The 23783-nt window shown below is 36.1% G+C and carries 29 protein-coding genes; 20 read left to right on the top strand and 9 right to left on the bottom strand.

The window, feature by feature from the left end; genetic code table 11:
* Window positions 1–54: 54 nt before the first annotated feature.
* Together ILS93_RS08275 and ILS93_RS08270 are read left to right on the top strand one after the other, a co-directional pair.
* Window positions 55–579 (top strand): GrpB family protein, encoded by a 525-nt coding sequence (locus tag ILS93_RS08275; RefSeq protein ID WP_064474882.1) that lies wholly within the window; start codon window positions 55–57, stop codon window positions 577–579.
* A gap of 121 nt (window positions 580–700) precedes the next feature.
* Window positions 701–1528: an aldo/keto reductase gene (locus ILS93_RS08270; RefSeq protein WP_048546278.1), complete on the top strand. Its 828-nt coding sequence runs from the start codon at window positions 701–703 to the stop codon at window positions 1526–1528.
* Window positions 1529–1557: 29 nt separating this feature from the next.
* Here the strand turns inward: ILS93_RS08270 and lolS are convergent, their stop codons facing one another.
* Window positions 1558–2472: an aldo/keto reductase gene (gene lolS / locus ILS93_RS08265; RefSeq protein ID WP_064474883.1), complete on the bottom strand. Its 915-nt coding sequence runs from the start codon at window positions 2470–2472 to the stop codon at window positions 1558–1560.
* A 53-nt stretch (window positions 2473–2525) separates the two neighbouring features.
* Window positions 2526–2654: a Z-ring formation inhibitor MciZ gene (gene mciZ, locus ILS93_RS08260; RefSeq protein ID WP_000870295.1), complete on the bottom strand. Its 129-nt coding sequence runs from the start codon at window positions 2652–2654 to the stop codon at window positions 2526–2528.
* 74 nt (window positions 2655–2728) lie between these two features.
* On the opposite strand from mciZ, the gene ILS93_RS08255 reads away from it, so the two are divergent.
* Window positions 2729–3268, top strand: coding sequence for an NUDIX domain-containing protein (locus tag ILS93_RS08255; protein WP_000067040.1), 540 nt, complete (start codon window positions 2729–2731; stop codon window positions 3266–3268).
* Window positions 3269–3292: 24 nt separating this feature from the next.
* On the opposite strand, the gene ILS93_RS08250 is transcribed toward ILS93_RS08255, so the two are convergent.
* The gene (locus ILS93_RS08250; RefSeq protein WP_000803489.1) at window positions 3293–3844 is read right to left on the bottom strand and encodes a GNAT family N-acetyltransferase; all 552 of its coding nucleotides are present in this window, start codon (window positions 3842–3844) and stop codon (window positions 3293–3295) included.
* 155 nt (window positions 3845–3999) lie between these two features.
* Here ILS93_RS08250 and spoIIM point away from each other — a divergent pair, with 155 nt between their 5' ends.
* From spoIIM to corA, 9 genes are all read left to right on the top strand, one after another.
* The gene (gene spoIIM, locus ILS93_RS08245) at window positions 4000–4617 is read left to right on the top strand and encodes a stage II sporulation protein M (RefSeq protein WP_229135799.1); all 618 of its coding nucleotides are present in this window, start codon (window positions 4000–4002) and stop codon (window positions 4615–4617) included.
* A gap of 106 nt (window positions 4618–4723) precedes the next feature.
* The gene (fur, locus tag ILS93_RS08240) at window positions 4724–5179 is read left to right on the top strand and encodes a ferric iron uptake transcriptional regulator (RefSeq protein ID WP_000392657.1); all 456 of its coding nucleotides are present in this window, start codon (window positions 4724–4726) and stop codon (window positions 5177–5179) included.
* 103 nt (window positions 5180–5282) lie between these two features.
* Window positions 5283–5513, top strand: coding sequence for a YqzK family protein (locus ILS93_RS08235; RefSeq protein WP_149173456.1), 231 nt, complete (start codon window positions 5283–5285; stop codon window positions 5511–5513).
* A gap of 6 nt (window positions 5514–5519) precedes the next feature.
* Window positions 5520–6410, top strand: coding sequence for a site-specific tyrosine recombinase XerD (xerD, locus tag ILS93_RS08230; RefSeq protein ID WP_000390083.1), 891 nt, complete (start codon window positions 5520–5522; stop codon window positions 6408–6410).
* A gap of 147 nt (window positions 6411–6557) precedes the next feature.
* Complete coding sequence (locus ILS93_RS08225) at window positions 6558–7298, top strand: FixH family protein (protein ID WP_081257191.1); 741 nt, start codon at window positions 6558–6560, stop codon at window positions 7296–7298.
* A 400-nt stretch (window positions 7299–7698) separates the two neighbouring features.
* The gene (gene deoB, locus ILS93_RS08220; protein ID WP_001046086.1) at window positions 7699–8883 is read left to right on the top strand and encodes a phosphopentomutase; all 1185 of its coding nucleotides are present in this window, start codon (window positions 7699–7701) and stop codon (window positions 8881–8883) included.
* Window positions 8884–8895: 12 nt separating this feature from the next.
* Window positions 8896–9717 (top strand): purine-nucleoside phosphorylase, encoded by an 822-nt coding sequence (locus tag ILS93_RS08215; protein ID WP_001078443.1) that lies wholly within the window; start codon window positions 8896–8898, stop codon window positions 9715–9717.
* Between the two features lie 7 nt (window positions 9718–9724).
* A complete protein-coding gene (locus tag ILS93_RS08210; protein WP_064474887.1) occupies window positions 9725–11029 on the top strand; it encodes a pyrimidine-nucleoside phosphorylase in 1305 nt (434 codons plus the stop codon).
* 62 nt (window positions 11030–11091) lie between these two features.
* A complete protein-coding gene (gene corA / locus ILS93_RS08205; protein WP_064475085.1) occupies window positions 11092–12054 on the top strand; it encodes a magnesium/cobalt transporter CorA in 963 nt (320 codons plus the stop codon).
* A 34-nt stretch (window positions 12055–12088) separates the two neighbouring features.
* Here corA and ILS93_RS08200 read toward each other — a convergent pair whose 3' ends face one another.
* The gene (locus ILS93_RS08200) at window positions 12089–13378 is read right to left on the bottom strand and encodes an NCS2 family permease (RefSeq protein WP_064474888.1); all 1290 of its coding nucleotides are present in this window, start codon (window positions 13376–13378) and stop codon (window positions 12089–12091) included.
* 134 nt (window positions 13379–13512) lie between these two features.
* Window positions 13513–14184 (bottom strand): SIMPL domain-containing protein, encoded by a 672-nt coding sequence (locus tag ILS93_RS08195; RefSeq protein ID WP_222660300.1) that lies wholly within the window; start codon window positions 14182–14184, stop codon window positions 13513–13515.
* Between the two features lie 160 nt (window positions 14185–14344).
* Between ILS93_RS08195 and ILS93_RS08190 the strand changes: the two genes are divergently transcribed.
* Window positions 14345–14764, top strand: a complete 420-nt coding sequence (locus ILS93_RS08190) for a MarR family winged helix-turn-helix transcriptional regulator (protein ID WP_001003312.1) — start codon at window positions 14345–14347, stop codon at window positions 14762–14764.
* 102 nt (window positions 14765–14866) lie between these two features.
* On the top strand, window positions 14867–15412 hold the full coding sequence (locus ILS93_RS08185) for a hypothetical protein (RefSeq protein ID WP_000820923.1): 546 nt from the start codon (window positions 14867–14869) through the stop codon (window positions 15410–15412).
* A gap of 24 nt (window positions 15413–15436) precedes the next feature.
* On the opposite strand, the gene ILS93_RS08180 is transcribed toward ILS93_RS08185, so the two are convergent.
* The 4 genes from ILS93_RS08180 to ILS93_RS08165 are packed head-to-tail and all read right to left on the bottom strand — an operon-like array spanning window position 15437 to window position 18834.
* On the bottom strand, window positions 15437–16501 hold the full coding sequence (locus ILS93_RS08180; RefSeq protein WP_222660298.1) for an ABC-2 transporter permease: 1065 nt from the start codon (window positions 16499–16501) through the stop codon (window positions 15437–15439).
* Window positions 16502–16513: 12 nt separating this feature from the next.
* Complete coding sequence (locus ILS93_RS08175) at window positions 16514–17578, bottom strand: ABC transporter permease (RefSeq protein ID WP_222660296.1); 1065 nt, start codon at window positions 17576–17578, stop codon at window positions 16514–16516.
* Window positions 17568–18449: an ABC transporter ATP-binding protein gene (locus ILS93_RS08170; protein ID WP_222660294.1), complete on the bottom strand. Its 882-nt coding sequence runs from the start codon at window positions 18447–18449 to the stop codon at window positions 17568–17570. Before ILS93_RS08170 ends, ILS93_RS08175 begins: the two co-directional genes overlap by 11 nt.
* A complete protein-coding gene (locus ILS93_RS08165; RefSeq protein ID WP_000548033.1) occupies window positions 18415–18834 on the bottom strand; it encodes a GntR family transcriptional regulator in 420 nt (139 codons plus the stop codon). Before ILS93_RS08165 ends, ILS93_RS08170 begins: the two co-directional genes overlap by 35 nt.
* Before the next feature lie 166 nt (window positions 18835–19000).
* Here ILS93_RS08165 and dacF point away from each other — a divergent pair, with 166 nt between their 5' ends.
* The 6 genes from dacF (at window position 19001) to ILS93_RS08135 (ending at window position 23684) form a co-directional block, all read left to right on the top strand.
* Window positions 19001–20191 carry a serine-type D-Ala-D-Ala carboxypeptidase DacF gene (gene dacF, locus ILS93_RS08160; protein WP_064474894.1) on the top strand — a complete coding sequence of 397 codons (1191 nt, stop codon included), beginning with the start codon at window positions 19001–19003 and terminating at the stop codon, window positions 20189–20191.
* Window positions 20192–20361: 170 nt separating this feature from the next.
* Window positions 20362–20712: an anti-sigma F factor antagonist gene (gene spoIIAA / locus ILS93_RS08155; protein WP_000059133.1), complete on the top strand. Its 351-nt coding sequence runs from the start codon at window positions 20362–20364 to the stop codon at window positions 20710–20712.
* The gene (spoIIAB, locus tag ILS93_RS08150; RefSeq protein WP_001243399.1) at window positions 20713–21153 is read left to right on the top strand and encodes an anti-sigma F factor; all 441 of its coding nucleotides are present in this window, start codon (window positions 20713–20715) and stop codon (window positions 21151–21153) included. It abuts the gene before it with no gap.
* Between the two features lie 12 nt (window positions 21154–21165).
* On the top strand, window positions 21166–21924 hold the full coding sequence (gene sigF, locus ILS93_RS08145) for an RNA polymerase sporulation sigma factor SigF (protein ID WP_000350733.1): 759 nt from the start codon (window positions 21166–21168) through the stop codon (window positions 21922–21924).
* A 135-nt stretch (window positions 21925–22059) separates the two neighbouring features.
* Window positions 22060–23586 carry a sodium-dependent transporter gene (locus ILS93_RS08140; protein WP_046957461.1) on the top strand — a complete coding sequence of 509 codons (1527 nt, stop codon included), beginning with the start codon at window positions 22060–22062 and terminating at the stop codon, window positions 23584–23586.
* Window positions 23586–23684 (top strand): methionine/alanine import family NSS transporter small subunit, encoded by a 99-nt coding sequence (locus tag ILS93_RS08135; RefSeq protein ID WP_000016829.1) that lies wholly within the window; start codon window positions 23586–23588, stop codon window positions 23682–23684. Before ILS93_RS08140 ends, ILS93_RS08135 begins: the two co-directional genes overlap by 1 nt.
* Window positions 23685–23783: the final 99 nt, after the last annotated feature.

Below are 23783 nucleotides of genomic sequence, written 5' to 3'. Positions count from 1 at the left end.
GTGCATACCGCTGATCATTTTTTTGACGAGCTTGTAAGAAAAGGGGAGTGTAAAATGAGAAAAATTGTAGTCGTTCCGCATGAAAATCATTGGAACGAAAAATTTCAAATAGAGGCCGAACGATTAAAATCGGCGATGCCAGAAATGGTGAAAGTCCATCATATTGGAAGTACATCAGTGCCAGGACTGGCAGCTAAACCAATTATAGATATGATTATGGAAGTAGAGAGTATCGACAGAGTAGATGATTGGAATGAACGTTTTGAAGAGCTTGGTTACATCGTAAAAGGGGAAAATGGTATTTCAAGACGTCGTTATTTTATTCATGGAACGGAGGAAAAACGCTCGTATCACTTACATGTTTTTGAAAAAGGAAATCCTGAAATAGTAAGGCATTTAGCGTTTCGTGATTATATGATGGCTCATTGTGAAGAAGCAGAGGCATATGCAACCTTAAAGAAAGAATTAGCCGAAAAATATACATATGATGGCACGTTATATACGGAAGGAAAAAATGAGTTTGTACGTAGTGTTGATGAAAAAGCGAAAGAATGGAGAGAAGGAAATATGAATAATTGATTTCGCGTTTTAATGTATAAAATTATTATGTAAACTGTACATATGTTTTGACTTTTTGGTTGAATCTTGTTGAAATAAAGTGGCGGCTTATAAAAACTGTAAGAATGAAAGGGAGACGACTGTGCACATTCCAACAACTACACTTCATAATGGCGTAAAAATGCCGATGATTGGTCTAGGCGTTTATAAAGCGAAAGAAGGCGACGAAGTAAAACAAGCAGTAAAAACAGCGTTAGAAGTTGGATACCGTTCGATTGATACAGCAACTGTATATGAAAATGAAAGCGGTGTCGGAGAAGCGGTTCGTGAATCAGGGATTCCGAGAGAAGACATATTTATTACAACAAAAGTTTGGAACGACGATCAAGGATACGAGGAAACACTTGAGGCGTTTGAAAAAAGCTTAAAGAAATTACAAATGGACTATGTAGATTTATATTTAATACATTGGCCAATAAGAGGAAAGTATGTCGATACTTACCGAGCGTTAGAGAAACTGTATGAAGAAGGTAAAGTGCGCGCGATTGGTGTTTCAAATTTTCATAAACATCATTTAGAACTGTTATTACCAAATTGTAAAGTGAAGCCGATGGTCAACCAAGTGGAACTTCATCCGATGTTAGCGCAATTTGAATTGCGTAATTTCTGTCAAGGTGAGCAAATTCAAATGGAAGCATGGAGCCCATTAATGAGAGGCGGGGAAGTATTCGAGAACCCGATTATTCAGGCCATTGCTACGAAATATGAAAAAACACCTGCGCAAGTTATATTAAGATGGGATATTCAAAGCGGGGTAGTGACGATTCCTAAATCTGTTACACCATCACGTATTAAAGAGAATTTTTCTATCTTTGATTTTTCACTAACAGAAGAAGAGATGACTCAAATTAATACGTTAAATCGTAATTTACATGTAGGAACGAATCCTGATAAATATGATACGCTATAAAAAGACGCTACCGGTATGGTAGCGTCTTTTTAACGATGTAAAGCGTAAGTATCACATTTAGCAATTTGCTGAAGTTGTATATATTCTGCTGTTGTTAACTTTTTTTGTTTACTAGCCTGTACATTTTCTTGCAATTGTTGAATAGAGCTTGCACCAGGTATAACAGCTGCAACAGTTTCGTTATGTAAGCAATATTGAATAGCTGTTCCTGTTAAAGAGCTTTCTCCGATTATTTCTTTTACATTCGCGAGTGTCGCATATAATTCATCGTAAGAATAAGAAAGGTAATTTTTTTCTTTTACTCTTTCTATCTTTCTTGCATTATTGTCAGTTAAAATTCCTTTTGCAAGTGGCCCACGAGCAATAATGCTAATTTGATGTTCACTTAGAAGTGGGAACCATTCTTCAGGGCGACGATTTAAAAGGCTATATTCCATTAGCACACTAACGATATTTGAACGTTTAGCATATTCACGGATAACATTTGGACGTATAGAAGAAATACCGTAATGGCGAATAATACCTTCTTTTTTTAATTCTTCAAAGGCTTCAATTGTTTCATCTATTGGATCTTCAATCGTCCCGCCGTGAAGTTGATAAAGGTCAATATAATCAGTTTGAAGTCTACGTAAACTTTCTTTCACTTCAGCCTTTATATAATTTTTAGAAGGATCCCAAGACCACCCGTTTTTTTCTTCTGTCCAACGATTTCCAACTTTTGTTGTAAGAACAATTTGGTCTCGTTTCCCTTTTAAGGCTTTTCCAACAAATTCTTCGTTTAATCCATAATCATATAAATCCGCTGTATCAAAAAAATTGATTCCTAAATCGATTGCTTCATCGATAATACGCATAGCTTCTGTTTCAGATGTACCGAGAGACATGCAGCCTAGGCCCATTTGTGTAACAAACAAATCTGAGTTTCCTAATTGACGTTTTTTCATAGGTCAACCTCCTTACCTTTATTGTACGAAAGGAAAAAGAGGTTGACAAACGTTTACTTTTTATTTGCTGTAATCCACTCTTGTACAGTTGTATACTCTTTGCCATATTGTTTTAGCTTATGGCGAATTTGCCATGCTTTTCCGACTAAAGTGACGCGATTTGGTAAAATATAAACTTTCATTTCTATCACGCTCCTTTCAATGTGGTAAAATGTATGAGGAAAGAATAGGAAATAGAACAGGGAGATGAAGTAGTATGAGTAATCTTGCAGAGAGAACAGTAAAAACTGAGCCGATTTTTGATGGTAGAGTTATAAAAGTTCGTGTTGATGATGTAGTATTACCAAATGGAGCAATGAGTAAACGTGAAATTGTAAATCACCCTGGTGCAGTTGCTATTATTGCTATTACTGATGAGGGGAAAATCGTGCTTGTTGAGCAGTATCGTAAAGCGCTTGAAAAGGCGATTATAGAAATTCCGGCCGGCAAGTTAGAACCTGGTGAAAAACCTGAGGTGACAGCAGTTCGTGAATTAGAAGAGGAAACAGGATATGTATGTGAAAATATGGAGCTTATTACTTCTTTCTATACATCTCCAGGATTTGCAGATGAAATTTTATATGTATATAAAGCGACAGGTTTGACGAAAAAAGAAAATAAAGCCGAGTTAGATGAAGATGAATTTGTGGAATTGATGGAAGTATCGTTAGAAGAAGCGATTATTCTTATGAAAGATCTTCGTATTCATGATGCGAAGACGATGTTTGCAGTACAATATTTACAACTACAAAAATAAACACTCGCCAAAGGCGAGTGTTTTTTAATTGATTTTTGCGTATACGCGTGCATCACGTAAGCTACCATCTGGTGCTATGAAATCATTTTCCATTGTACCTTCTAGAATAAATTCTAAACGTTCTGCTAGGTTACATGCATTTGCATTTGTTGCATCAGTACGAATTTCAATTCTTCTAGCACTTAGCTTATCAAAGGCAAATTGAATGGCACCTTTAATGGCTTCAGTCATATAGCCTTGTTTTGTATAAGCGCTATGCAGCCAGAAGTGAAGTGAAAACTTTGGAATATCCCAGTTTTCAGGCTTGAGCGTTATAGCTCCGATGAATGTACCAGATACTTTATCGTATAAGTGAAAATCAAGTGTTTCACGAAGTAAAAACTGCCCGTGAGCGTTACGAACGATTTCTTCAGCACTTTCTTCTGTTTCAGCGTTAATTGGCATCCACGGTACTAAGTCTTCTAGAGAAGCTTGGATTGCTTCATACACTTCTGCACCATCACCTGGAAATGGCTTACGAACTTGTAAGCGTTCAGTTTGAAATAATGTTGGAAAATCTAATAATAATGGTTTCAAGAGAAATCCCTCCTATTCTCTACTTTTTAGTTTAGCAAAGTAGAGCGGAATTTCAATGTTAATTCGTCATACTTTTTTCTTTCTTTCATACATTTTTAGTAAGAGTGTGAACGGAGGGAAGAAAAATGTGGAGAAAAACTTGGCAAGACCGTGTAATGTCTCACATACAGGAAAACTCTTCATTATATATATTTAACGCTGTTTTATTATTGATGGGAGTAATATTTGGGGCCATTCTTGTGAATAGTTTACAATTAAATCAAAAACAAGATTTATCATTTTACTTACAACGTTTTTTTGGACAAGTTTCTAAAGGAGAATTTGCTATTGCGAGCGAAATGTTTCGAGAAAGTTACTTTTCGCAATTAAAATACATTGGATTTATTTGGATTTTGGGGATTTCAATTATTGGAGTGCCACTTATTTTTATTTTATTATTTGTAAAAGGAGTAGTTGTCGGATTTACAGTAGGTTTTTTAGTCAGTCAGCATGGATGGAATGGATTATTATTAGCATTCGTTTCTGTATTGCCACAAAACCTCATTATTATCCCAGTATTTCTCGTTATGACAACAATTGCCGCAAGCTTTTCCTTACGCATGATTAGGCATCAATTTATCAGGAAAATAACCGAGCCATTATTACCATTATTAATTCGTTATACATGCTTCTTTCTTGTAATTGGAGCGGTGTTAGCTCTTGCTTCTAGTGTAGAAGCTTATGCATCACCAGTTTTAATGAAAGAAGTCGTTGAGGCTATTAATAAACAATAAATACTTTTTGAGAATAATTATCAATTTGTTTTTATTGTTTTTCTTTTGACAGAAGCCCTTCTTCTGATATAATGGTGTAAGAGTGGCGAGGAGGGAGTAGTACCGAATGGAAGAGAGAATTGAACGAATTAAGAAGCAATTACATGCAGCGAGCTACAAATTAACACCGCAACGTGAAGCAACAGTTCGTGTGCTGCTAGAAAATGAAGAAGATCATTTAAGCGCAGAAGATGTTTACCTCCTTGTAAAAGAAAAGTCGCCAGAGATCGGATTAGCAACCGTCTATCGAACTTTAGAACTATTATCTGAGTTAAAAGTTGTCGATAAGATTAACTTCGGAGACGGTGTTTCACGCTATGACTTACGCCAAGAAGGTGCGCAGCGTTTTCACCATCATTTGATTTGTACACAATGTGGTGCTGTACAAGAAATACAAGAAGATTTACTTGGTGAAGTGGAAAGGAAAGTAGAACGTGACTGGAGCTTTAAGGTGAAAGATCATCGTTTAACATTCCATGGGATTTGTAAAAATTGTCAAGAAAATGAAACGGATGAAAAATAACCTTTTCCTATTTATCTAGGAAGAGGTTTTTTATTTGAATAAGGTATAAATTGGTGAAAGCTTGGCATATGTTGTAATAACTTATATTTTGGAGGAATTTACAATGCGCCGAGCTTTAAAATTAACTTTTGATGGGATAAAAGTATTTTTATTATTTACAAGTTGTACGATTTTGTTTTATTTCGCTATACTATGGATAAATGAAGAATATGAAAGCTATCATCGTTATGAAAAACCAAAAGAAGAGACTGTAGAAAAAGTATCAGGGAATGAAGAGCCGGCAAGGGATGCTTTCGTAAATAGAATGATGTTTTTCTATGAAAATGGGGAGTAGTGTAGATTGGAAGATCAATTAAAAGATTTTATTCATTATATGGTTGTCGAAAAAGGGCTAGCGAAAAATACAGTAGTATCTTATGAACGTGATTTAAAAAGTTATGTAAAGTATTTGCAAAATGTAGAACAGGCGAAAAGCTTTCATGAAGTGACACGCTTGCACATTGTTAATTTTCTGCAGCACTTAAAAGAAAACGGAAAATCTTCGAAAACATTAGCACGTCATATTGCATCGATTCGTTCGTTTCACCAATTCTTACTTCGTGAACGAGCGGTAGAGCACGACCCATCCGTACATATTGAAACGCCGCAAGGAGAACGGAAATTACCGAAAGTACTATCAATCGATGAAGTAGAGGCGTTACTTCAGACGCCAAAAATGACGAGTGCTTTTGGGGTTCGTGACAAAGCGATGCTAGAGTTACTTTATGCAACAGGACTTCGTGTTTCGGAATTAATTGCCTTAAATTTAGAAGATGTACATTTAACGATGGGATTTGTTCGTTGCATAGGGAAAGGGAATAAAGAAAGAATTATTCCACTAGGAAGTTTAGCGACGGAAGCGATTCAAAAGTATATTGAAAAGGGAAGAAGAGAATTGATGGGTAAAAAAGTAGTAGATGCACTCTTTTTAAACCATCATGGGAATCGATTATCAAGACAAGGATTTTGGAAAATTTTAAAACGATTGGCGAAAGAAGCAAATATTGAAAAAGAGCTTACACCACATACGTTGCGCCATTCTTTTGCTACGCATTTATTAGAAAATGGAGCAGACTTGCGTGCTGTGCAAGAAATGCTAGGACATGCAGATATTTCAACGACGCAAATTTATACGCATGTTTCAAAAGCTAGATTAAAAGATGTATATAAACAGTTTCATCCGAGAGCATAGTTACTATGCTCTTTTTTTCATAGATTCAAAAGGCTATAGTACTTCACAAAAACTTCACAAACATTTCGTACATTGTTTTCAGCAGAAGACTAGAATATTACAATGTATTTCCTCTATACTAAATAAGGTATGAAGGAGGAAATGATGATGAAAAAACTTATTATGACTTTATTTATCGCGATGCTAGCATTGGCTGGCTGTAATACAAACAAAGAAGAACCAAAAAAAGAACAGAAACTAGAAGCTGTAAAAGTAGCAGTTCAAACAAATCCGAAAGAAATTAAACCTGGTGAAAAAACAGAAGTACAAGCACTTGTTACACAAGGAAAAGAAAAAGTAACAGATGCTGATGATGTAAAGTTTGAAATTTGGAAAGATGGCGACGAAAAGCACGAGATGTTAGATGGGAAGCATAAAGGAAAAGGTGTTTATGCAGTAGAGAAAACGTTCGAGACGGATGGAGTATACCATATTATCGCTCACACAAATGCACGTGAAATGCATGTTATGCCAGAAGTAAAAGTGGCTGTAGGAAATGCGAAAGTAGAAGATGCGAAAAAAGAAAATAGTAATCACGGTGCAGGGCATGGCGATCATAAAAGCGATACGATGATCCACCTTATGGCTGGTGATATAAAAGCAAATGCAGAATCAACTATGAAAGTTCATTTAAAGCAAAAAGAAGAAGCGTTAACTGGTGCTGAAGTACAACTTGAGATTTGGAAAGATGGTGTTGAAAAACATGAATTTATTCCAGCAAAAGAAGGAAATAAAGGAGAGTATGAAACGAAACATACTTTCAAAGAAAACGGTGCTTACAAAGTGAAAGTTCATGTTAAAAAAGGCGAACTACATGAACATAAAGAAGAAACAGTAGAAGTAAAATAAAAAGCAGCTCTTTAGAGCTGCTTTTTATTTTTATCACGTTATTTGCGGGCAGATTAAAGTTTCGCTTTATATGAAGAAATAAATCATAAAATAATTAGCACTTCTTCGCATAATGGATTACAATAGAAGTGTGAATAAAATAAGAAATTCTACGAAAATGTATTAAAAAGAAAGCGTAAACATGTTATGATATCAATATCAGATGTCTGACATCTGACTTAGAAAAAACTAGAAATGTTTTTGAGTCGTTTCCAGTAAAACAAAATAGGTTAGAAATTGATTTAAAGAAGTACTGTTTGCCAGTGAGAACGAAAGATAATTCTTATGAATAACAGTTTCACTTTATAGCGTTTTGAACATACTACAAGAAGTAGAACTGAACTTATAGGAGGTCGCAGTTATGAATAAATATAAACGTATATTCCTAGTCGTAATGGACTCTGTAGGAATCGGCGAAGCACCGGATGCTGAGCAATTTGGTGATTTAGGTTCTGACACAATTGGTCACATTGCTGAACATATGAATGGATTACAAATGCCAAATATGGTGAAGTTAGGTCTTGGTAACATTCGTGAAATGAAAGGTATCTCTAAAGTAGAAAAACCGCTTGGATATTATACAAAAATGCAAGAGAAATCTACTGGTAAAGATACAATGACAGGGCACTGGGAAATTATGGGTCTTTACATTGATACACCATTCCAAGTGTTCCCTGAAGGATTCCCAAAAGAATTACTTGATGAATTAGAAGAAAAAACAGGTCGTAAAATTATCGGTAATAAACCAGCTTCTGGAACTGAGATTCTTGATGAGCTTGGTCAAGAACAAATGGAAACAGGTTCTTTAATCGTTTACACTTCTGCTGATAGCGTATTACAAATCGCAGCACACGAAGAAGTAGTGCCACTTGAAGAGTTATATAAAATTTGTAAAATTGCACGTGAATTAACGTTAGATGAAAAGTACATGGTAGGTCGTGTTATCGCTCGTCCATTCGTTGGAGAACCAGGGAAATTCACACGTACACCAAACCGTCATGATTATGCGTTAAAACCATTTGGCCGCACGGTAATGAATGAATTAAAAGATAGTGACTACGATGTGATTGCTATCGGTAAAATCTCTGACATATATGATGGTGAAGGGGTAACTGAATCACTTCGTACGAAGTCTAACATGGATGGAATGGATAAGCTTGTAGATACATTAAACATGGACTTTACAGGTCTTAGCTTCTTAAACTTAGTTGACTTTGATGCATTATTCGGTCACCGCCGTGATCCACAAGGATATGGAGAAGCACTGCAAGACTATGATGCACGTCTTCCAGAAGTATTCGAAAAACTAAAAGAAGATGATTTATTATTAATTACAGCAGACCATGGTAATGATCCAGTACATCCTGGTACTGATCATACACGTGAATATGTACCGTTATTAGCATATAGCCCAAGCATGAAAGAAGGCGGACAAGAATTAGCACTTCGTCAAACATTTGCTGATATTGGTGCAACGGTAGCAGAAAACTTCGGCGTGAAAATGCCAGAACACGGAACAAGCTTCTTAAACGAGCTAAAGAAATAGGGGGATAAACAAATGAATCGTGAACTTATTACAAAATCAGCTTCATACTTAAAAGAGAAATTTCAAGAAACGCCACAAGTAGGACTAATCCTTGGATCTGGACTAGGTGTATTAGCAGATGAAATCGAGAACGCAGTAACAGTACCTTACAGTGAAATCCCTGAATTCCCAGTATCAACTGTAGAAGGTCATGCAGGTCAACTAGTATTCGGTACACTTCAAGGTGTAACAGTAGTAGCAATGCAAGGACGTTTCCACTTCTATGAAGGATACGACATGCAAAAAGTAACATTCCCAGTTCGTGTTATGAAAGAACTAGGTGTAGAAACAGTTGTTGTAACAAATGCAGCTGGTGGTGTAAATACATCATTTGAGCCAGGCGATCTTATGTTAATTTCAGACCACATTAACTTCATGGGTACAAATCCATTAATCGGACCGAATGATTCTGAAATGGGGGTACGTTTCCCTGATATGTCTACATCATATACACCAGAACTTCGTGAAATGGCGAAACAAGTTGCAGCGGACTTAAATATTAAAGTACAAGAAGGTGTATACGTTGGAATGACAGGTCCTGTATATGAAACACCTGCTGAAATTCGTATGCTTCGTACACTAGGCGGAGATGCAGTTGGTATGTCAACAGTACCAGAAGTAATTGTAGCGCGTCATGCTGGTATGAAAGTACTTGGTATTTCTTGTATTTCAAATATGGCAGCTGGTATTTTAGATCAGCCACTTCACCACGATGAAGTAATTGAAACGACAGAACGTGTTAAAGCTAACTTCTTAGCATTAGTAAAAGCAATCGTAAAACAAATGAAGGGGTGACCTCACAATGAGAATGGTGGACCTAATTGCAAAAAAACGTGACGGACATGCATTAACGACAGAAGAAATTAACTTTATTGTTGAAGGATATACGAATGGTGATATTCCTGATTATCAAGTAAGTTCACTTGCAATGGCAATTTTCTTCCAAGATATGAACGATCAAGAACGTGCTGATTTAACGATGGCAATGGTAAATAGCGGTGATACAATCGACTTATCAGCTATTGAAGGGGTAAAAGTAGATAAGCACTCAACAGGTGGTGTTGGTGATACAACAACACTTGTGTTAGGTCCATTAGTAGCCGCTTTAGGTGTACCGGTTGCAAAAATGTCTGGACGTGGTTTAGGACATACTGGTGGTACAATTGATAAATTAGAAGCAGTTCCAGGATTCCATGTTGAAATCGAAAATGATGAATTCATGCGTCTTGTAAATGAAAACAAAATCGCTGTTATTGGTCAAAGTGGAAACTTAACACCTGCCGATAAAAAGTTATACGCACTTCGTGATGTAACGGCAACAGTAAACTCTATTCCGCTTATTGCAAGCTCGATTATGAGTAAAAAAATTGCTGCTGGTGCAGATGCAATTGTTCTTGATGTAAAAACTGGAGCAGGTGCATTTATGAAAACAGATGAAGATGCAAAACGTTTAGCAGAAGCAATGGTGCGCATTGGTAATAACGTTGGTCGTAATACGATGGCTGTTATTTCTGATATGAGTCAACCACTTGGTGAGGCGATTGGTAACGCACTTGAAGTACAAGAAGCAATTGATACATTACAAGGTAAAGGACCGAAAGATTTAGAAGAGTTATGTTTAACGCTTGGAAGTCAAATGGTATACCTTGCTGGACAAGCTTCATCTTTAGAAGATGCACGTGAGAAATTAATTGAAGTAATGAACAACGGTAAAGCGCTAGAATCATTTAAAACGTTCTTATCAGCGCAAGGTGGCGATGCTTCTGTTGTTGATGATCCTACTAAATTACCACAAGCACAGTTTAAAATTGAAGTAGAAGCGAAGGAAGACGGTTATGTATCAGAAATCGTTGCAGATGAAATTGGAACAGCAGCAATGCTTTTAGGAGCAGGACGTGCGACGAAGGAATCTGAAATTGATTTAGCAGTTGGCTTAATGCTTCGCAAAAAAGTAGGGGACAGCGTGAAAAAAGGTGAATCCCTTGTTACAATTTACGCAAACCGTGAAAATGTGGAAGATGTAAAAGCAAAAATTTATGAGAACATGAAGATCGCTAACGAACATGTAGATGCACCAACATTAGTGCACGGCATCGTTACTGAATAATAAAAAAGGGCCAAGGAGTATTTCTCCTTGGCTTTTTTTGCTATTTTTTGTTTATAATAATAATGGGTGAAATTATGATTAGAATTTGTGCAATAACAAAAACAGATGAAGTATTATATGATGTTTCGCTAGAAGAAACAACGAAAGACCATATTGTATGGTATTGGCTAGATTTATATAAGCCAACGAAAGAAGAGTATACATACATTTTGCAAGATCATTTTAAGTTCCATCCCCTTGCAATTGAAGACTGTATAGAATATGTACAGAGGCCAAAAGTTGATTTTTATGATGGATATAACTTTTTAGTTCTTCATGCATTTGGTGAGGATGGATTAGAACCGCACGAAATCGATTTATTTATTAGTGATCGTTTTATTGTTTCTTTCCACTTTTCTCATAACAATGCAATCGAAAGAGTATGGAAAACACTTGGAGAAAAGAAGCGTATTAAAAATAGTCCTTTACACGTAGCTCATACAATTATCGACCAAATTGTAGATGACTATTTTGCGCCTGTATATTACATTGAGGATCATTTAAATGCAATTGATGATAATTTAACGGGTGAGACAGCGGGAAGTGTATTAGAAGAAGTATTTGATATACGTGCAGATTTATCGAAGCTAAGGCGCACAATCATTCCGATGCGTGATTTATTGTATCGTATTTTAAATTCGACTCGTTTTTACGGTATAAGTGATCATGAGATTTACTTTAAAGATATACATGACCATTTGCTTAAACTAACAGAAATGATTGAGGCAAGCCGGGAGTTAACGGCAGATATTCGAGATAGCTATTTTTCATTAAACTCACATCATATGAATAACATTATGAAAACATTAACTGTATTCTCGACTATTTTCATGCCATTAACATTTATTGCGGGAGTATACGGAATGAACTTTACGCATATGCCGGAGCTTGGTGGACAATATAGTTATTTTGTTTGTCTACTTCTAATGGCGCTAATTGGCGGTGGCATGATGGCTTGGTTTTATAAAAAAGGATGGTTTAAGTAAAAAAACACCGAGGAATTTTCCTCGGTGTTTTTACTTAACCAATAGCATGTAATACAAACATGGCTAAGAATAAGCATGTAACGATATACATAGACGGTGCGACTTCTTTACGCTTTCCAAGAGCAACTTTTAAGATAGGATAAGCAATAAATCCGAACGCAATGCCATCAGCGATACTATATGTGAGCGGGATCATGACGATAATTAAGAACGCTGGAAATCCTTCTGAAAAATCGTTCAGAGGAATTTGCTGAATGCTTGTAATCATCAGGCCGCCAATAATAATTAAGATTGGTGCAATGGCACTATCAGGAATTAGTTTCACAAACGGAAGTGCAAACAGTGATGCAAAGAATAACAACCCTGTAACGATAGACGTCAGACCTGTCTTTCCGCCTGCAGTAATACCTGCGGCACTCTCTACGGTTGATACGGTAGGGCTTGTGCCAAATAGACCACATGTCATTGCTGAAATTGCATTGGCTTGGTAAGCACGTGGGAATTTACGGTCATCTTCTAATAAACCGTGCAGTAGTCCCATGTTCTCAAAAATAAGCACCATGCTTAAGGAGAATGTTGCAATCCAAAACGGTAAGGAAGAAAGTTTGCCAAATGACATAGCTCCAAACACATCACCGTAATTAGCGAATGAGAATGAACTATTTCCGATTTGACTTGTATCAACAAGACCAAATAGCCATGCAATACCAGTTCCTATTGCAATCGTCCATAAAAAGCTTCCACGTACGTTACGAATAAATAGTACAAGTGCAACGATAAGAGTAAGTAGTGTCGCAAGAACGACAGGGTTACTTAATTTACCCATTGCAACAGCGGTATTTGGATTCGAAACGACTAAACCACCTTTTTGCAATCCGATAAATGCTAAAAATAATCCGATGCCGACAGTAATAGCTTCCTTTAATGACTTTGGAATCGATACTGAAAGCACGCGAGCGATTGGTGTAAACGCAGCAATTGCAAAAATAATACCAGAGATGAAGACAGCTGCTAATGCTTCCTGCCAAGCTAATCCGAGCGTATGCACAGCAGTGTACGTGAAGAATGCATTTACGCCCATACCAGGGACAAGAATAGCAGGTGCATTTGCCCAAAATGCCATGAGCAGACATCCGACAAATGAACTGAAAACAGTTGCTAAAATTCCAGCTTCAAGAGGAATGCCAGCATCCGATAAAATGGATGCATTTACAATCATAATATATACGATCGTGAAAAATGACGTAACTCCAGCTAAAACTTCTTGTTTTGGTGATGTTTCGTGTAAACCTAATTTAAATGTTCTTTCAAGTATTCCTTTCATGTTAAACCTTCTTTTTCATATCCCTCTCCCACCCGTGATATCTCTTTCGTAAGAGCTCACCGTCCTTTATTATATCAGAACATCATGTTTTTACAACAAGGAAAATGATAACGTTTACTTATAAAAGAAATTATTTATAAATACGTAAAAATAGCTCGTATTGTTGAAATGATTTCTAATTCTCCTGATTGAATGGGCGGAGCTGCTTGCGCATGTAAAGTAGCATAGGACGTCACTTCCCGTGGTAATTGGACAGATTCTTCAACGAATGAGAGTGGAACTGGATTAATGTTTAAATTGTATGTACTCGCAATAGCACGAGCTTTTTCTACCGCTTGTTGCAGAGCTTGAATGAGAGCTTGCTCATAATATTTATTTGGATGAGATATTCGAAAACGTAATCCTTTTGCTAAGTTTGCTCCATTTGAAACGGCTATATCATATACTTCCCCTGCTTTTTGTACATTTAAAACGGTAATTTCATACAAATGTTCTACACGATATCCTTGTAATAATGCTTTATCATTTACATATTCGTACTGGGGCGTAATCGTATATGAAATGGTTTCTATATTTTTGTCGGCAATACCTAGTTGTTTTAGTGCATCCAATAATTGTTTTGATTGCACTGCATTTTCTTCTTGCGCTTGTTTCACATTTTTATTATCAGTTCTAATGCCAAGTGTTAATATAACAACATTGGGTTTTGCTTTGACAACACCTTCACCTTGTACAGTAATAGTCGCTTCTTTACCAGTAGTAGCTGTGCGTACGTTGTGTAAATAAGGATTCATTCCACCTTGCATCTTCCATCACCATCCTTATTCATATGTATATGTGTGAACAAAAAAGAAATTTATATGAAAAAAGTTACATAAATGAGAATGTTGAGGGAAGAAAGCATATACAACATAGGTATTTATAGATTATAATATGTGTAAATATGATAAAAAAGGGACGAGGCTAGTGAACGAAAAAAGAGAAACACTGATTTTAGAGTTATCCGGATCATTCCGAAAGATGATACGTTTATTACAAAATGATATTAATACACGTTTTGCAGAACATATGCCATACAATGAATTTTCTGTATTACGCGCGTTATTTTTAAACAGTCCACAGATGGCTTCGCAAATTGCGAGTGAAGTAAACGTAACCTCCAGTCATATTACAGCTGTTACTGATCGTCTCGTACGAAAAGGGTTTGTAGAAAGAAAGCGTTCAAATTCAGACCGTCGTATCGTGTACCTAGAAATTACAGAACACGGAAGAGAAGTAACTGAAAAACTTGAAGCTGTGCGTAAAGAATATTATAAAGAGAGATTTAAAGGTTGGAGCGACCAAGAAATCGAAATGGTTTTAGATTTATTTGGCCGCGTATTATAATAAATGAGGATAGGAAGCGAAAGCTTTCCTATCCTTTTTCTTTTGAATAAAAACATTTTGAAACTCCAATACTTTAATTAAAAAGAATCGGAGTGAAAAATTATGAAACGTATTTGTACGCTTTTCATTATGATTGGAAGTTTTTTCTGCTTTAATCAATTCGCGGATGCCGCAACGCCTCTTCAAGTCGTTCAGAAAGAATTACAACATATTTCAAATAAGCAACCTGTTTTATATTCAAAACTATGGATTCGTTCAATGCAGAATGCTATTTTATTTCATCATAGTGATAACATTCGGCATGAAGATACGATAAGCAATGTGACAAAGTCTTCTCTTATAAAAGTAAAACAGCTTCCACTTCAGAAAGCATCGCAGTATATCCCGAGATTATCGCAATATATTTCTAAGTTTGAAGCTGAGAATGTGCAAGTGTACTATGTTGCAGCTCGTTATGAAGTGAAAAAAGAAAATCCGTATCAGTTAAATGGAATGAATTATTTTATGCAAGTGTTTATTCAACAAGGGGGGGAATGGCGAATTGCTGAAAGCATAGTTGCTCCAACAGATCAAATCGTGGCAAATGGTGATGGATTTGGAACGAAGCAAGAAAAAGAGTATGGGAAAAGAAGAGAGAATGTGAAATAACCTCCTCATGAAGAGGAGGTTATTTTATTTGAAATTCCAAGAGACTTTCCATTTTAATATTTTAGGTAGGAAGAAATATGTAATTAAACTAGTCACCAAAAATCCGATGTAAAAGCTGGACAATGACTGCGCGCGACTGAGCATTAAACCTCCAACGATACCACCAAAGAAAATCGCACAAGCTAAAACTACTTTTTGTAGTTTTGGATATAATAAGTAGTTACCATTTCGCTCATTGACTGAACGGGCATATAAATATATACCGAGTGGTAATAAAACAATGATATGTGCGATAGGGCCAAGCAATGTTTTTGCCGGGGGAATCTTTGTAAAGTTCGGTTCGTTATGACGTACTCCATTTTGATCAGTATAAGCGCTTTGTGGATCATAATTAAAGTCAATATAAAAATCTTCTGCTGGACTAGAAATACGTATGTTTTCCATCACATTATGTATAAGGCTATTGTCCTCATGAAATTCAGTGTTTGAGTGAACAGCAATGACTCCTGAGATAAGTGATGGAAGTAAAGCTGGGAAGAATAATATAACTGCAGTGAGGAATCCTTGCGAGATAATATTCCCTGCAATGGTTCCTACAAATAAGGCAAGTGTATAAATTGCGCATAATACAATTAACATGTATATAAAGTAACTATGAAATGGGGAGAATACTTGATATTTATTATGAAAAGTAAACTTTTTCAAAATAGCAAATAATCCCCAGTTTAAAACGACAACAGCGGCGATATTACAGAGTCCAAACAACCATTTCGTTATATAAATGTGTGAACGTTTAAATGGCATAGACCATAACAAGTCGCTATAGTTATTTTGTTTTTCCCAGCCGATTAATGTGCAGGCCAGAACGATAAGTGCAGCACCTTGAAATATGACAGGTTCCATAAGTGATAAATCAAAATTGTAATGGTATATACTTTTCCATTTTTTATTCATATTTAGAAAATATTGCTGTTGAATAGAAGTCATATAGTAGTTATATGACAAAGTATAGAAGCTGACGAGCCAAAATAACCATACAACATATTTACTTTGTTGATACGTTCTTAGCCACAATGCTTTTTGAAACATAGGATCTCTCCTTTAAAAAACTTTATAATTTGTTAGGCGTGATAATACAACATAAGTAATGATTCCAGTTAGAAACAAACTGATATAGTAGCTAGGTAAGAAATGAAATTGGTTCATTTTATAGCCACCTAGTAATGCAAAGTAAATCGTTGTCCCCCATATCCATATTTTTAAATGTTTTTGGAAAATAAATATCTTTTGACTATTTTCATTTGGTGATCGCATATATAAATATGTTCCAAGTAGTAAATATAATATCGTATAGAAAATAGGAACTAACATCGATTTAGCCGAATAATATTGATGAGATGCTGGATTTCTTAAAGTAGTTGGATCGTTGTCCTGCTTTCGGTATTCTGGATCATAGTTATAATCAATAGAAAAGCGATATATTGGTGCAACTATATTTGTTTTTTGATTGATTTCATATAGTTGTTGATCTAATTTATTATTTTTAGTATTGGTAACCTCTAAATGGTTTAGCGTAAAAGTGTACACTAGTGGAATAAATGTAAGCCCCATTAGTAGCCATGGAATGCAAAAAACAACCTGGGAAACAATGCTTCCAGTAAAAGTACCGATGCATAGTGCAGCTGTATATACTGCAACATAAGAAACAATCGCATAAAGAAAGTATCGATGAAACGGACTAAATGATTGATAATCAAAATGGATTGTTGTTCTATAAATAACATACATAAGGATCCAATTTATAAGTAACGAGCTCACAATACAAAAGGAACCGAAAGCCCATTTCGAAAAGAAAACATGTTTTCTTTTAAACGGCATCGTCATAAGTAGTGTATTAGATTGATTGCTACGTTCCCACCCTATCAATAAGCAGGCTAAAGCAATGATAAGAACAGTTAACCAATAACTATTACCTTCTCCTGAAGAAAAGGTATAAAAATAATAATACTGTTTCCCTTTTTCCTGTAATTCGTAATATTCACCGAGTTCCATCTGAGCACTTCTATAGTATCCTAAAGATAAAAGATAAAGCGAACTAAAGAAGAATAGCAACACAGCATATTTCCCGCGCTTCCAATTCCACATCCATAACGCCTTATGAAACATACCCATCCTCCTCCAGTGTCGTAACGAAGACATCTTCAAGTGACATTGTTAATTCTTCAATGAGTATAGGTTGTTCTTTATGAAACTTTTCTAATGTAGCTGCCACATTTCCCTCAATTAAGATTGTATATACTTTTCCTGTTTGATTTAATATTTTAATATTGCTTAAGTTTTCTAGTTTTTGAGGTAATGAACGTTCGTAAGCAACTTGGATTTTAGCAAATCGTGATTTTGCATCGTCTAGTGATGTAATAGACGAGATAGTATGGCCTTTTAATATAATGATTGTATCTGCAATTTGTTCCACTTCATCTAAATGGTGAGTTGAGATGAAAATGGTAATCTCTTTTTCTGCAACTTCTCCAACGAGAAACTGTAAAATCTGTCTTTTAACGATAGGATCAAGTCCGTTTGTCGGTTCATCTAAAATGATATATTCTGCTTTTGTAGAAACGGCTAAAATGATGGCAAGGAGTGCTTTCATTCCTTTTGAATAGCTACGAATTCGTTTGTTTGGTAAGTTAAAACGTTCTAACAGTTCATAGAAATATGCTTCATCAAATGCGGTATAAACTTCTTTATAAAACTTTACAATTTCTTTTACCGTATATCCGTTCAGTATGTTAGTAGAATCCGGAACATATACGATTTTTTGCTTTATTTCAGGACACTGATGAATGTTTATATCTTCATATGTAACAGTCCCGGCATCAGGGTCTAAAATACCGACCATCGTTCGTAATAAAGTTGTTTTCCCCACACCGTTTCTTCCGAGTAATCCGATGATACTTCCTCTTTGTAATGTGAAAGAAACATCATCTAAAATTGTTTGATTATCAATTGTTTTCTTCAAGCTTGTCACTTTCAGCATCCGCATTTCCTCCAATCTCTTTGTAGTATGAATCTATCCAATCATGAATTTTATCTTTCGTAACACCAAGATAAGAGGCTTCTAATAGTAATTGATGAAATTGCTTTTCAACCATAGCGATTTTCCTTTCGTCTAATGTTGGGGTAATCGATTGGGATACAAATGTTCCTTTTCCTCGTAACGTTTCAATAATCCCTTGTCGCTCTAATTCCTGATACGCTTTACTTACTGTATTTGGATTTATAACGAGTAAAGAAGCGAGTTCGCGTACAGAAGGAAGTTTATCACTTGGAGCTAACATGTTTTTCAATACGAGTTCTTTTATATTTTGAACAATTTGTTCCCATATCGGAGTGTTGCTTCTTGGATCAAGTTGAATATGCAAGAGCAATGTCTCCTTTCTGACGTGTATTAAGTGTACTACTGTATGTAATACACTTAATACGATATAGGTAATGAATGTATTTGTCAACTGAAAATATTAGAAAAATATGGTATTAAAAAATAAAAAATTGGAAAAAATAGGTCTGATATAGAATGGAGGGTTAGTCATGAAGCGAGTTTTTGGAATACTTGTTTGTTTCATGTTATTGCTTTCTGGTACTTCAGTTAGTTTCGCACAATCTGAGAAGACGAAGCAGGAGAAAACAGAAGAAACAGCGCCGAAGTTAGCGGAACAAGCGTCGTCAGCAATTGTAATTGAACAAGATACAGGTAAAGTTTTGTTTGACAAAAATCCAAATGAGAAATTACCACCAGCTAGTATGACGAAGATTATGACAATGCTATTAATTATGGAACAAGTTGAAAAAGGAAAACTAAAACTGACCGATAAAGTTAGAGCAAGTGAGCATGCCGCTTCAATGGGTGGATCACAAATCTTTTTAGAGCCTGGAGAAGAGATGACTGTAAATGAAATGCTAAAGGGTATTGCTATTGCATCTGGAAATGATGCGTCTGTTGCAGTAGCGGAGCATATCGCGGGTTCAGAAGAAGGTTTTGTAAATATGATGAACAAAAAAGCGAAAGATTTAGGACTGAAAAATACTCATTTTCAAAACCCAACAGGTCTTCCGGCTAAAGACCATTATTCCACAGCAAATGATATGGCTATAATGGCAAAAGAATTGATGAAGTACCCACTTATTCGCAAATATACAGGTAAATACGAAGACTATTTACGTGAAGATACGGATAAGAAGTTTTGGCTCGTGAATACGAATAAGTTAGTACGTTTTTATCCTGGAGTAGATGGTGTGAAAACGGGCTTTACGACAGAAGCAAAATATTGTTTAACAGCATCGGCTGAAAAGAATGGGATGCGTGTTATTTCAGTTGTTATGGGAGCACCTACATCGAAAGAACGGAACAACCAAGTAACAAAGCTTCTTGACTACGCATTTGGACAATATATGACAAAAAAAATGTATACACGCGGCGAAAAAATTAAGACTGTACAAGTAGGAAAAGGGAAAAAAGAAAAAGTAGATTTAGTTGCGTCAGACAATGTGTCTCTTCTTATGAAGAAGGGCGAAAATATGGACAAAGTAAAGCAAGAAGTAATTGCTGAAAAGAAAGTGAAAGCGCCGATTAAAAAAGGTGACGCGCTTGGTACACTAGTTATTAAAAAAGATAAAGATGTTTTATTAAAACAAACAATTGTAGCAAAAGAAGATGTTGCTGCAGCGAGCTGGTGGGAGTTATTTAAAAGAAGTTTTGGGATGTTTTCAACATCAAAATAGCGGCAAACATTTTGCCGCTTTTCTATTCGTATGAAAGTAAATAATTGCTGAATCGTTTCACTTTATGGCGAAATAGTTCTTCTTTTGTCAGTAGGAAGGATTCTTATGTTGTATCACGAAAATCTTTATGTATGTAAATGAGTAAAGTTTGAGCATAAGGAGGAAATCGTGTGAGTCTTTCCATGCAATTAGAAGTAAAACGTGACGTCCTATGTGTGAGACTAGCGGGTGAATTAGATCATCATACTGCTGAAGAGTTGCGAACGAAAGTAACAGATATGATTGAGACACATGGTGTTCATCATATTGTTTTGAGCCTAGAGAACTTATCGTTTATGGATAGTTCTGGTTTAGGTGTTATATTAGGCCGATATAAGCATGTAAAGGGATTAGGTGGAGAAATGGTTGTTTGTGCAATTTCACCGCCTGTTAAACGTTTATTTGAAATGTCGGGCTTATTTAAAATTGTTCGTTTAGAAGAAAGTGAAGCGCATGCGCTCGCGACGTTGGGGGTGGCATAAATGAGAAATGAAATGAACCTTCAATTTTCAGCATTAAGTCAAAATGAATCGTTCGCTCGCGTTACAGTAGCTGCATTCATTGCGCAACTAGACCCAACGATGGAAGAACTTACGGAGATTAAAACAGTTGTGTCAGAAGCAGTTACGAATGCAATTATTCATGGGTACGAAGGAAATGCAGAAGGTGTTGTTTATATTTCTGTAATTTTGGAAGAAGCAATGGTGAAACTCACGATTCGAGATGAAGGGATTGGCATCTTTGATTTAGATGAAGCAAGGCAACCCCTGTTTACAACTAAACCTGAATTAGAGCGTTCCGGAATGGGATTTACTATCATGGAAAATTTTATGGATGAAGTAGAAGTTATTTCAAACGAATCTTTCGGGACAACAATCCATTTGACAAAATACTTATCAAATAGTAACGCTCTATGCAATTAAGGAGAATAGCCTATGGACATAGAGGTCAAAAATGAGAAGAAGAAACCTCAGTTAAAGGACCACGAGCTAAAAGCGTTAATTCAACAAAGTCAAGATGGAGATCAGCAAGCGAGAGATACAATCGTTCAAAGTAATATGCGTCTCGTATGGTCGGTTGTGCAGCGTTTTCTTAATCGAGGATACGAACCAGACGATTTATTTCAAATTGGATGTATTGGGCTCTTAAAATCGGTAGATAAATTTGATTTATCTTTCGACGTGAAATTTTCAACATATGCAGTTCCAATGATTATTGGAGAAATACAACGATTTTTACGTGATGATGGATCAGTGAAAGTAAGTAGATCTTTAAAAGAAACAGGAAATAAAATACGAAAGATGAGAGACGAGCTTTCGAAAGAATTTGGAAGAGCGCCAACAATTAATGAAGTAGCCGAAGCGTTAGAACTAACGCCAGAGGAAGTGGTTCTGGCGCAAGAAGCGAGTCGAGCTCCTTCATCCATACATGAAACGGTGTATGAAAACGATGGAGATCCAATCACTATTTTAGATCAAATTGCCGATCAATCTGAAACGAAATGGTTCGATAAAATTGCTTTAAAAGAAGCAATTAGAGAATTAGATGATCGAGAACGTTTAATTGTGTATTTACGCTACTATAAAGATCAAACCCAATCGGAAGTAGCGGAACGAATAGGCATTTCGCAAGTACAAGTTTCAAGACTTGAAAAGAAAATATTAAAACAGATGAAAGATCGAATAGATGAATAGCTATCTATTCGATTTTTTTTGATTTTAAATAGGAGGAGATTGTAAACTTTTGTAAAAATTGACAGAATTTATTGATAATTCGGTTAATTTAAAATGTAATCCAAGTATGAACTTGTCACAAAGGGGGAAGAAAATATGGAAACGAGGCAACAATGGGGAACGAGGGCTGGATTTATTTTCGCAGCGGTCGGCTCTGCCGTTGGATTAGGAAACATATGGCGTTTTCCTTATACAGCGTATGAAAATGGGGGAGGCGCATTCTTTTTACCGTACTTATTCGCATTATTAACGACTGGTATTTCATTATTGGCGTTTGAATTTGCTCTTGGGCATCGTCACCGTGGTTCCGCGCCACTTACGTTCTTCCGTATTAGTCCGCGTGCTGAATTCATCGGATGGTGGCAAATGTGTGTAACATTTATCGTTTCAACATATTATGCAGTAATTATTGCTTGGTCTATTTCATATACGTACTTTGCAATTACTGGAGCATGGGGGAAAGACACGCAATCATTTTTATTTAAAGAGTACTTACATGTTGCAGATAAGCCAGGGCAGTTTGGGGGGCTTGTGCCGGAAGTATTGATTCCATTAGCTCTCGTTTGGATTATTGTGCTTGGTGTTGCATTCAAAGGAGTTAAAAAAGGAATCGAAGTGGTTAACCGCATTTTCATTCCTTTACTAGTTGTTATGTTCCTTATTATCGTAGTTCGTGCAGTGACGATGGAAGGTGCGATGCAAGGATTAGATGCATTCTTCAAACCAGATTGGAGTCGTATTTTTGATGGGAAGGTATGGCTTGCTGCTTATGGTCAAATTTTCTTTAGCTTATCTTTAGCATTTGGAATTATGATTACGTATTCTAGTTATTTACCGAAAAACTCAGATACAACAAATAATGCCTTTATTACTGGCTTTGCAAACTCAGGATTTGAATTATTAGCAGGGATTGGGGTCTTTGCAGCGCTTGGATTTATGGCAAACAATATGGGAGTACCAGTTGATAAAGTAGCAAGTGCTGGTGTAGGACTTGCATTCGTAGTATTCCCGCAAATTATTAATGAATTACCGATGTCACCATTATTTGGCGTATTGTTTTTCTTATCATTAACGGTTGCCGGAATTACATCCCTCATTTCGCTTGCGGAAGTATGTTTTGCGGCCGTATCTGAAAAGTTCAGCTTAAGCCGCCAAAAAACAATTGGAATTATGGGAACGCTTCTCGTACTAGTGTCTCTTGTTTTTGCAACACGTGGTGGGCTTATGTTCCTAGATGTTGTTGATTATTTCGCTAATAACTTCGGGTTAATTTCAATTGCATTAGTGGAAGTAGTTACGATAGGGCTCATTCTACGCCGTTTACCAGTTTATCAAAATCACGCAAACTTCGTATCTGATATTAAGTTAGGGACGTTCTGGAGAGTGAGTTTACTCGTTATTACCCCGCTTATGTTAGGATACATGTTAATTGATGGGACAATCCAAAATATTAAAAAGAACTACGGAGATTATCCAACGGAGTTTGTCGTAACATATGGTTGGTCAATTGCAGCAGCGTTCCTTATCGTTGCACTAATCATTAGTATAAAGAAATGGAATGCACAAATACATTCAGATTCTGCTAAGCTTGAAAAAGAATGGAAAGATCGGGGTGTTTCATAATGAGCGGATCAGCGATTATGATGATGGTTATTGGTATGGTAGTCATTTGGGGAGGACTCGCATTAAGTATTGCAAATTTATTTAAGAAAAAGGCATAAACTAAAAAACATCTGTACCGAAACGGTACAGATGTTTTTTTATGAAAAAATTGTATTAGAAAAAAATTCAATAACCATACTACAACTACGAGGAAGAGT

Source organism: Bacillus sp. 16GRE42 (assembly GCF_019837435.1).
In the GTDB taxonomy this organism is placed as follows: Bacteria; Bacillota; Bacilli; order Bacillales; family Bacillaceae_G; genus Bacillus_A; species Bacillus_A wiedmannii.
Note: the sequence above shows the minus strand (reverse complement) of the source record. Positions and strands in the feature narration are given on the sequence as shown.

What these genes read in the sequence shown, in the direction of transcription:
- lolS (WP_064474883.1), bottom strand. Translation starts at nt 2,472, where the DNA reads ATGAAAAAACGTCAATTAGGAAACTCAGATTTGTTTGTTACACAAATG.
- spoIIM (WP_229135799.1), top strand. Translation starts at nt 4,000, where the DNA reads ATGTCTCACATACAGGAAAACTCTTCATTATATATATTTAACGCTGTT.
- ILS93_RS08235 (WP_149173456.1), top strand. Translation starts at nt 5,283, where the DNA reads ATGCGCCGAGCTTTAAAATTAACTTTTGATGGGATAAAAGTATTTTTA.
- mciZ (WP_000870295.1), bottom strand. Translation starts at nt 2,654, where the DNA reads ATGAAAGTTTATATTTTACCAAATCGCGTCACTTTAGTCGGAAAAGCA.
- ILS93_RS08185 (WP_000820923.1), top strand. Translation starts at nt 14,867, where the DNA reads ATGAAACGTATTTGTACGCTTTTCATTATGATTGGAAGTTTTTTCTGC.
- ILS93_RS08175 (WP_222660296.1), bottom strand. Translation starts at nt 17,578, where the DNA reads ATGTTTCATAAGGCGTTATGGATGTGGAATTGGAAGCGCGGGAAATAT.
- ILS93_RS08200 (WP_064474888.1), bottom strand. Translation starts at nt 13,378, where the DNA reads ATGAAAGGAATACTTGAAAGAACATTTAAATTAGGTTTACACGAAACA.
- ILS93_RS08255 (WP_000067040.1), top strand. Translation starts at nt 2,729, where the DNA reads ATGAGTAATCTTGCAGAGAGAACAGTAAAAACTGAGCCGATTTTTGAT.
- ILS93_RS08140 (WP_046957461.1), top strand. Translation starts at nt 22,060, where the DNA reads ATGGAAACGAGGCAACAATGGGGAACGAGGGCTGGATTTATTTTCGCA.
- corA (WP_064475085.1), top strand. Translation starts at nt 11,092, where the DNA reads ATGGGTGAAATTATGATTAGAATTTGTGCAATAACAAAAACAGATGAA.
- ILS93_RS08170 (WP_222660294.1), bottom strand. Translation starts at nt 18,449, where the DNA reads ATGCTGAAAGTGACAAGCTTGAAGAAAACAATTGATAATCAAACAATT.
- ILS93_RS08275 (WP_064474882.1), top strand. Translation starts at nt 55, where the DNA reads ATGAGAAAAATTGTAGTCGTTCCGCATGAAAATCATTGGAACGAAAAA.
- ILS93_RS08210 (WP_064474887.1), top strand. Translation starts at nt 9,725, where the DNA reads ATGAGAATGGTGGACCTAATTGCAAAAAAACGTGACGGACATGCATTA.
- ILS93_RS08195 (WP_222660300.1), bottom strand. Translation starts at nt 14,184, where the DNA reads ATGCAAGGTGGAATGAATCCTTATTTACACAACGTACGCACAGCTACT.
- ILS93_RS08135 (WP_000016829.1), top strand. Translation starts at nt 23,586, where the DNA reads ATGAGCGGATCAGCGATTATGATGATGGTTATTGGTATGGTAGTCATT.
- spoIIAB (WP_001243399.1), top strand. Translation starts at nt 20,713, where the DNA reads ATGAGAAATGAAATGAACCTTCAATTTTCAGCATTAAGTCAAAATGAA.
- ILS93_RS08215 (WP_001078443.1), top strand. Translation starts at nt 8,896, where the DNA reads ATGAATCGTGAACTTATTACAAAATCAGCTTCATACTTAAAAGAGAAA.
- fur (WP_000392657.1), top strand. Translation starts at nt 4,724, where the DNA reads ATGGAAGAGAGAATTGAACGAATTAAGAAGCAATTACATGCAGCGAGC.
- deoB (WP_001046086.1), top strand. Translation starts at nt 7,699, where the DNA reads ATGAATAAATATAAACGTATATTCCTAGTCGTAATGGACTCTGTAGGA.
- ILS93_RS08225 (WP_081257191.1), top strand. Translation starts at nt 6,558, where the DNA reads ATGAAAAAACTTATTATGACTTTATTTATCGCGATGCTAGCATTGGCT.
- sigF (WP_000350733.1), top strand. Translation starts at nt 21,166, where the DNA reads ATGGACATAGAGGTCAAAAATGAGAAGAAGAAACCTCAGTTAAAGGAC.
- ILS93_RS08180 (WP_222660298.1), bottom strand. Translation starts at nt 16,501, where the DNA reads ATGTTTCAAAAAGCATTGTGGCTAAGAACGTATCAACAAAGTAAATAT.
- dacF (WP_064474894.1), top strand. Translation starts at nt 19,001, where the DNA reads ATGAAGCGAGTTTTTGGAATACTTGTTTGTTTCATGTTATTGCTTTCT.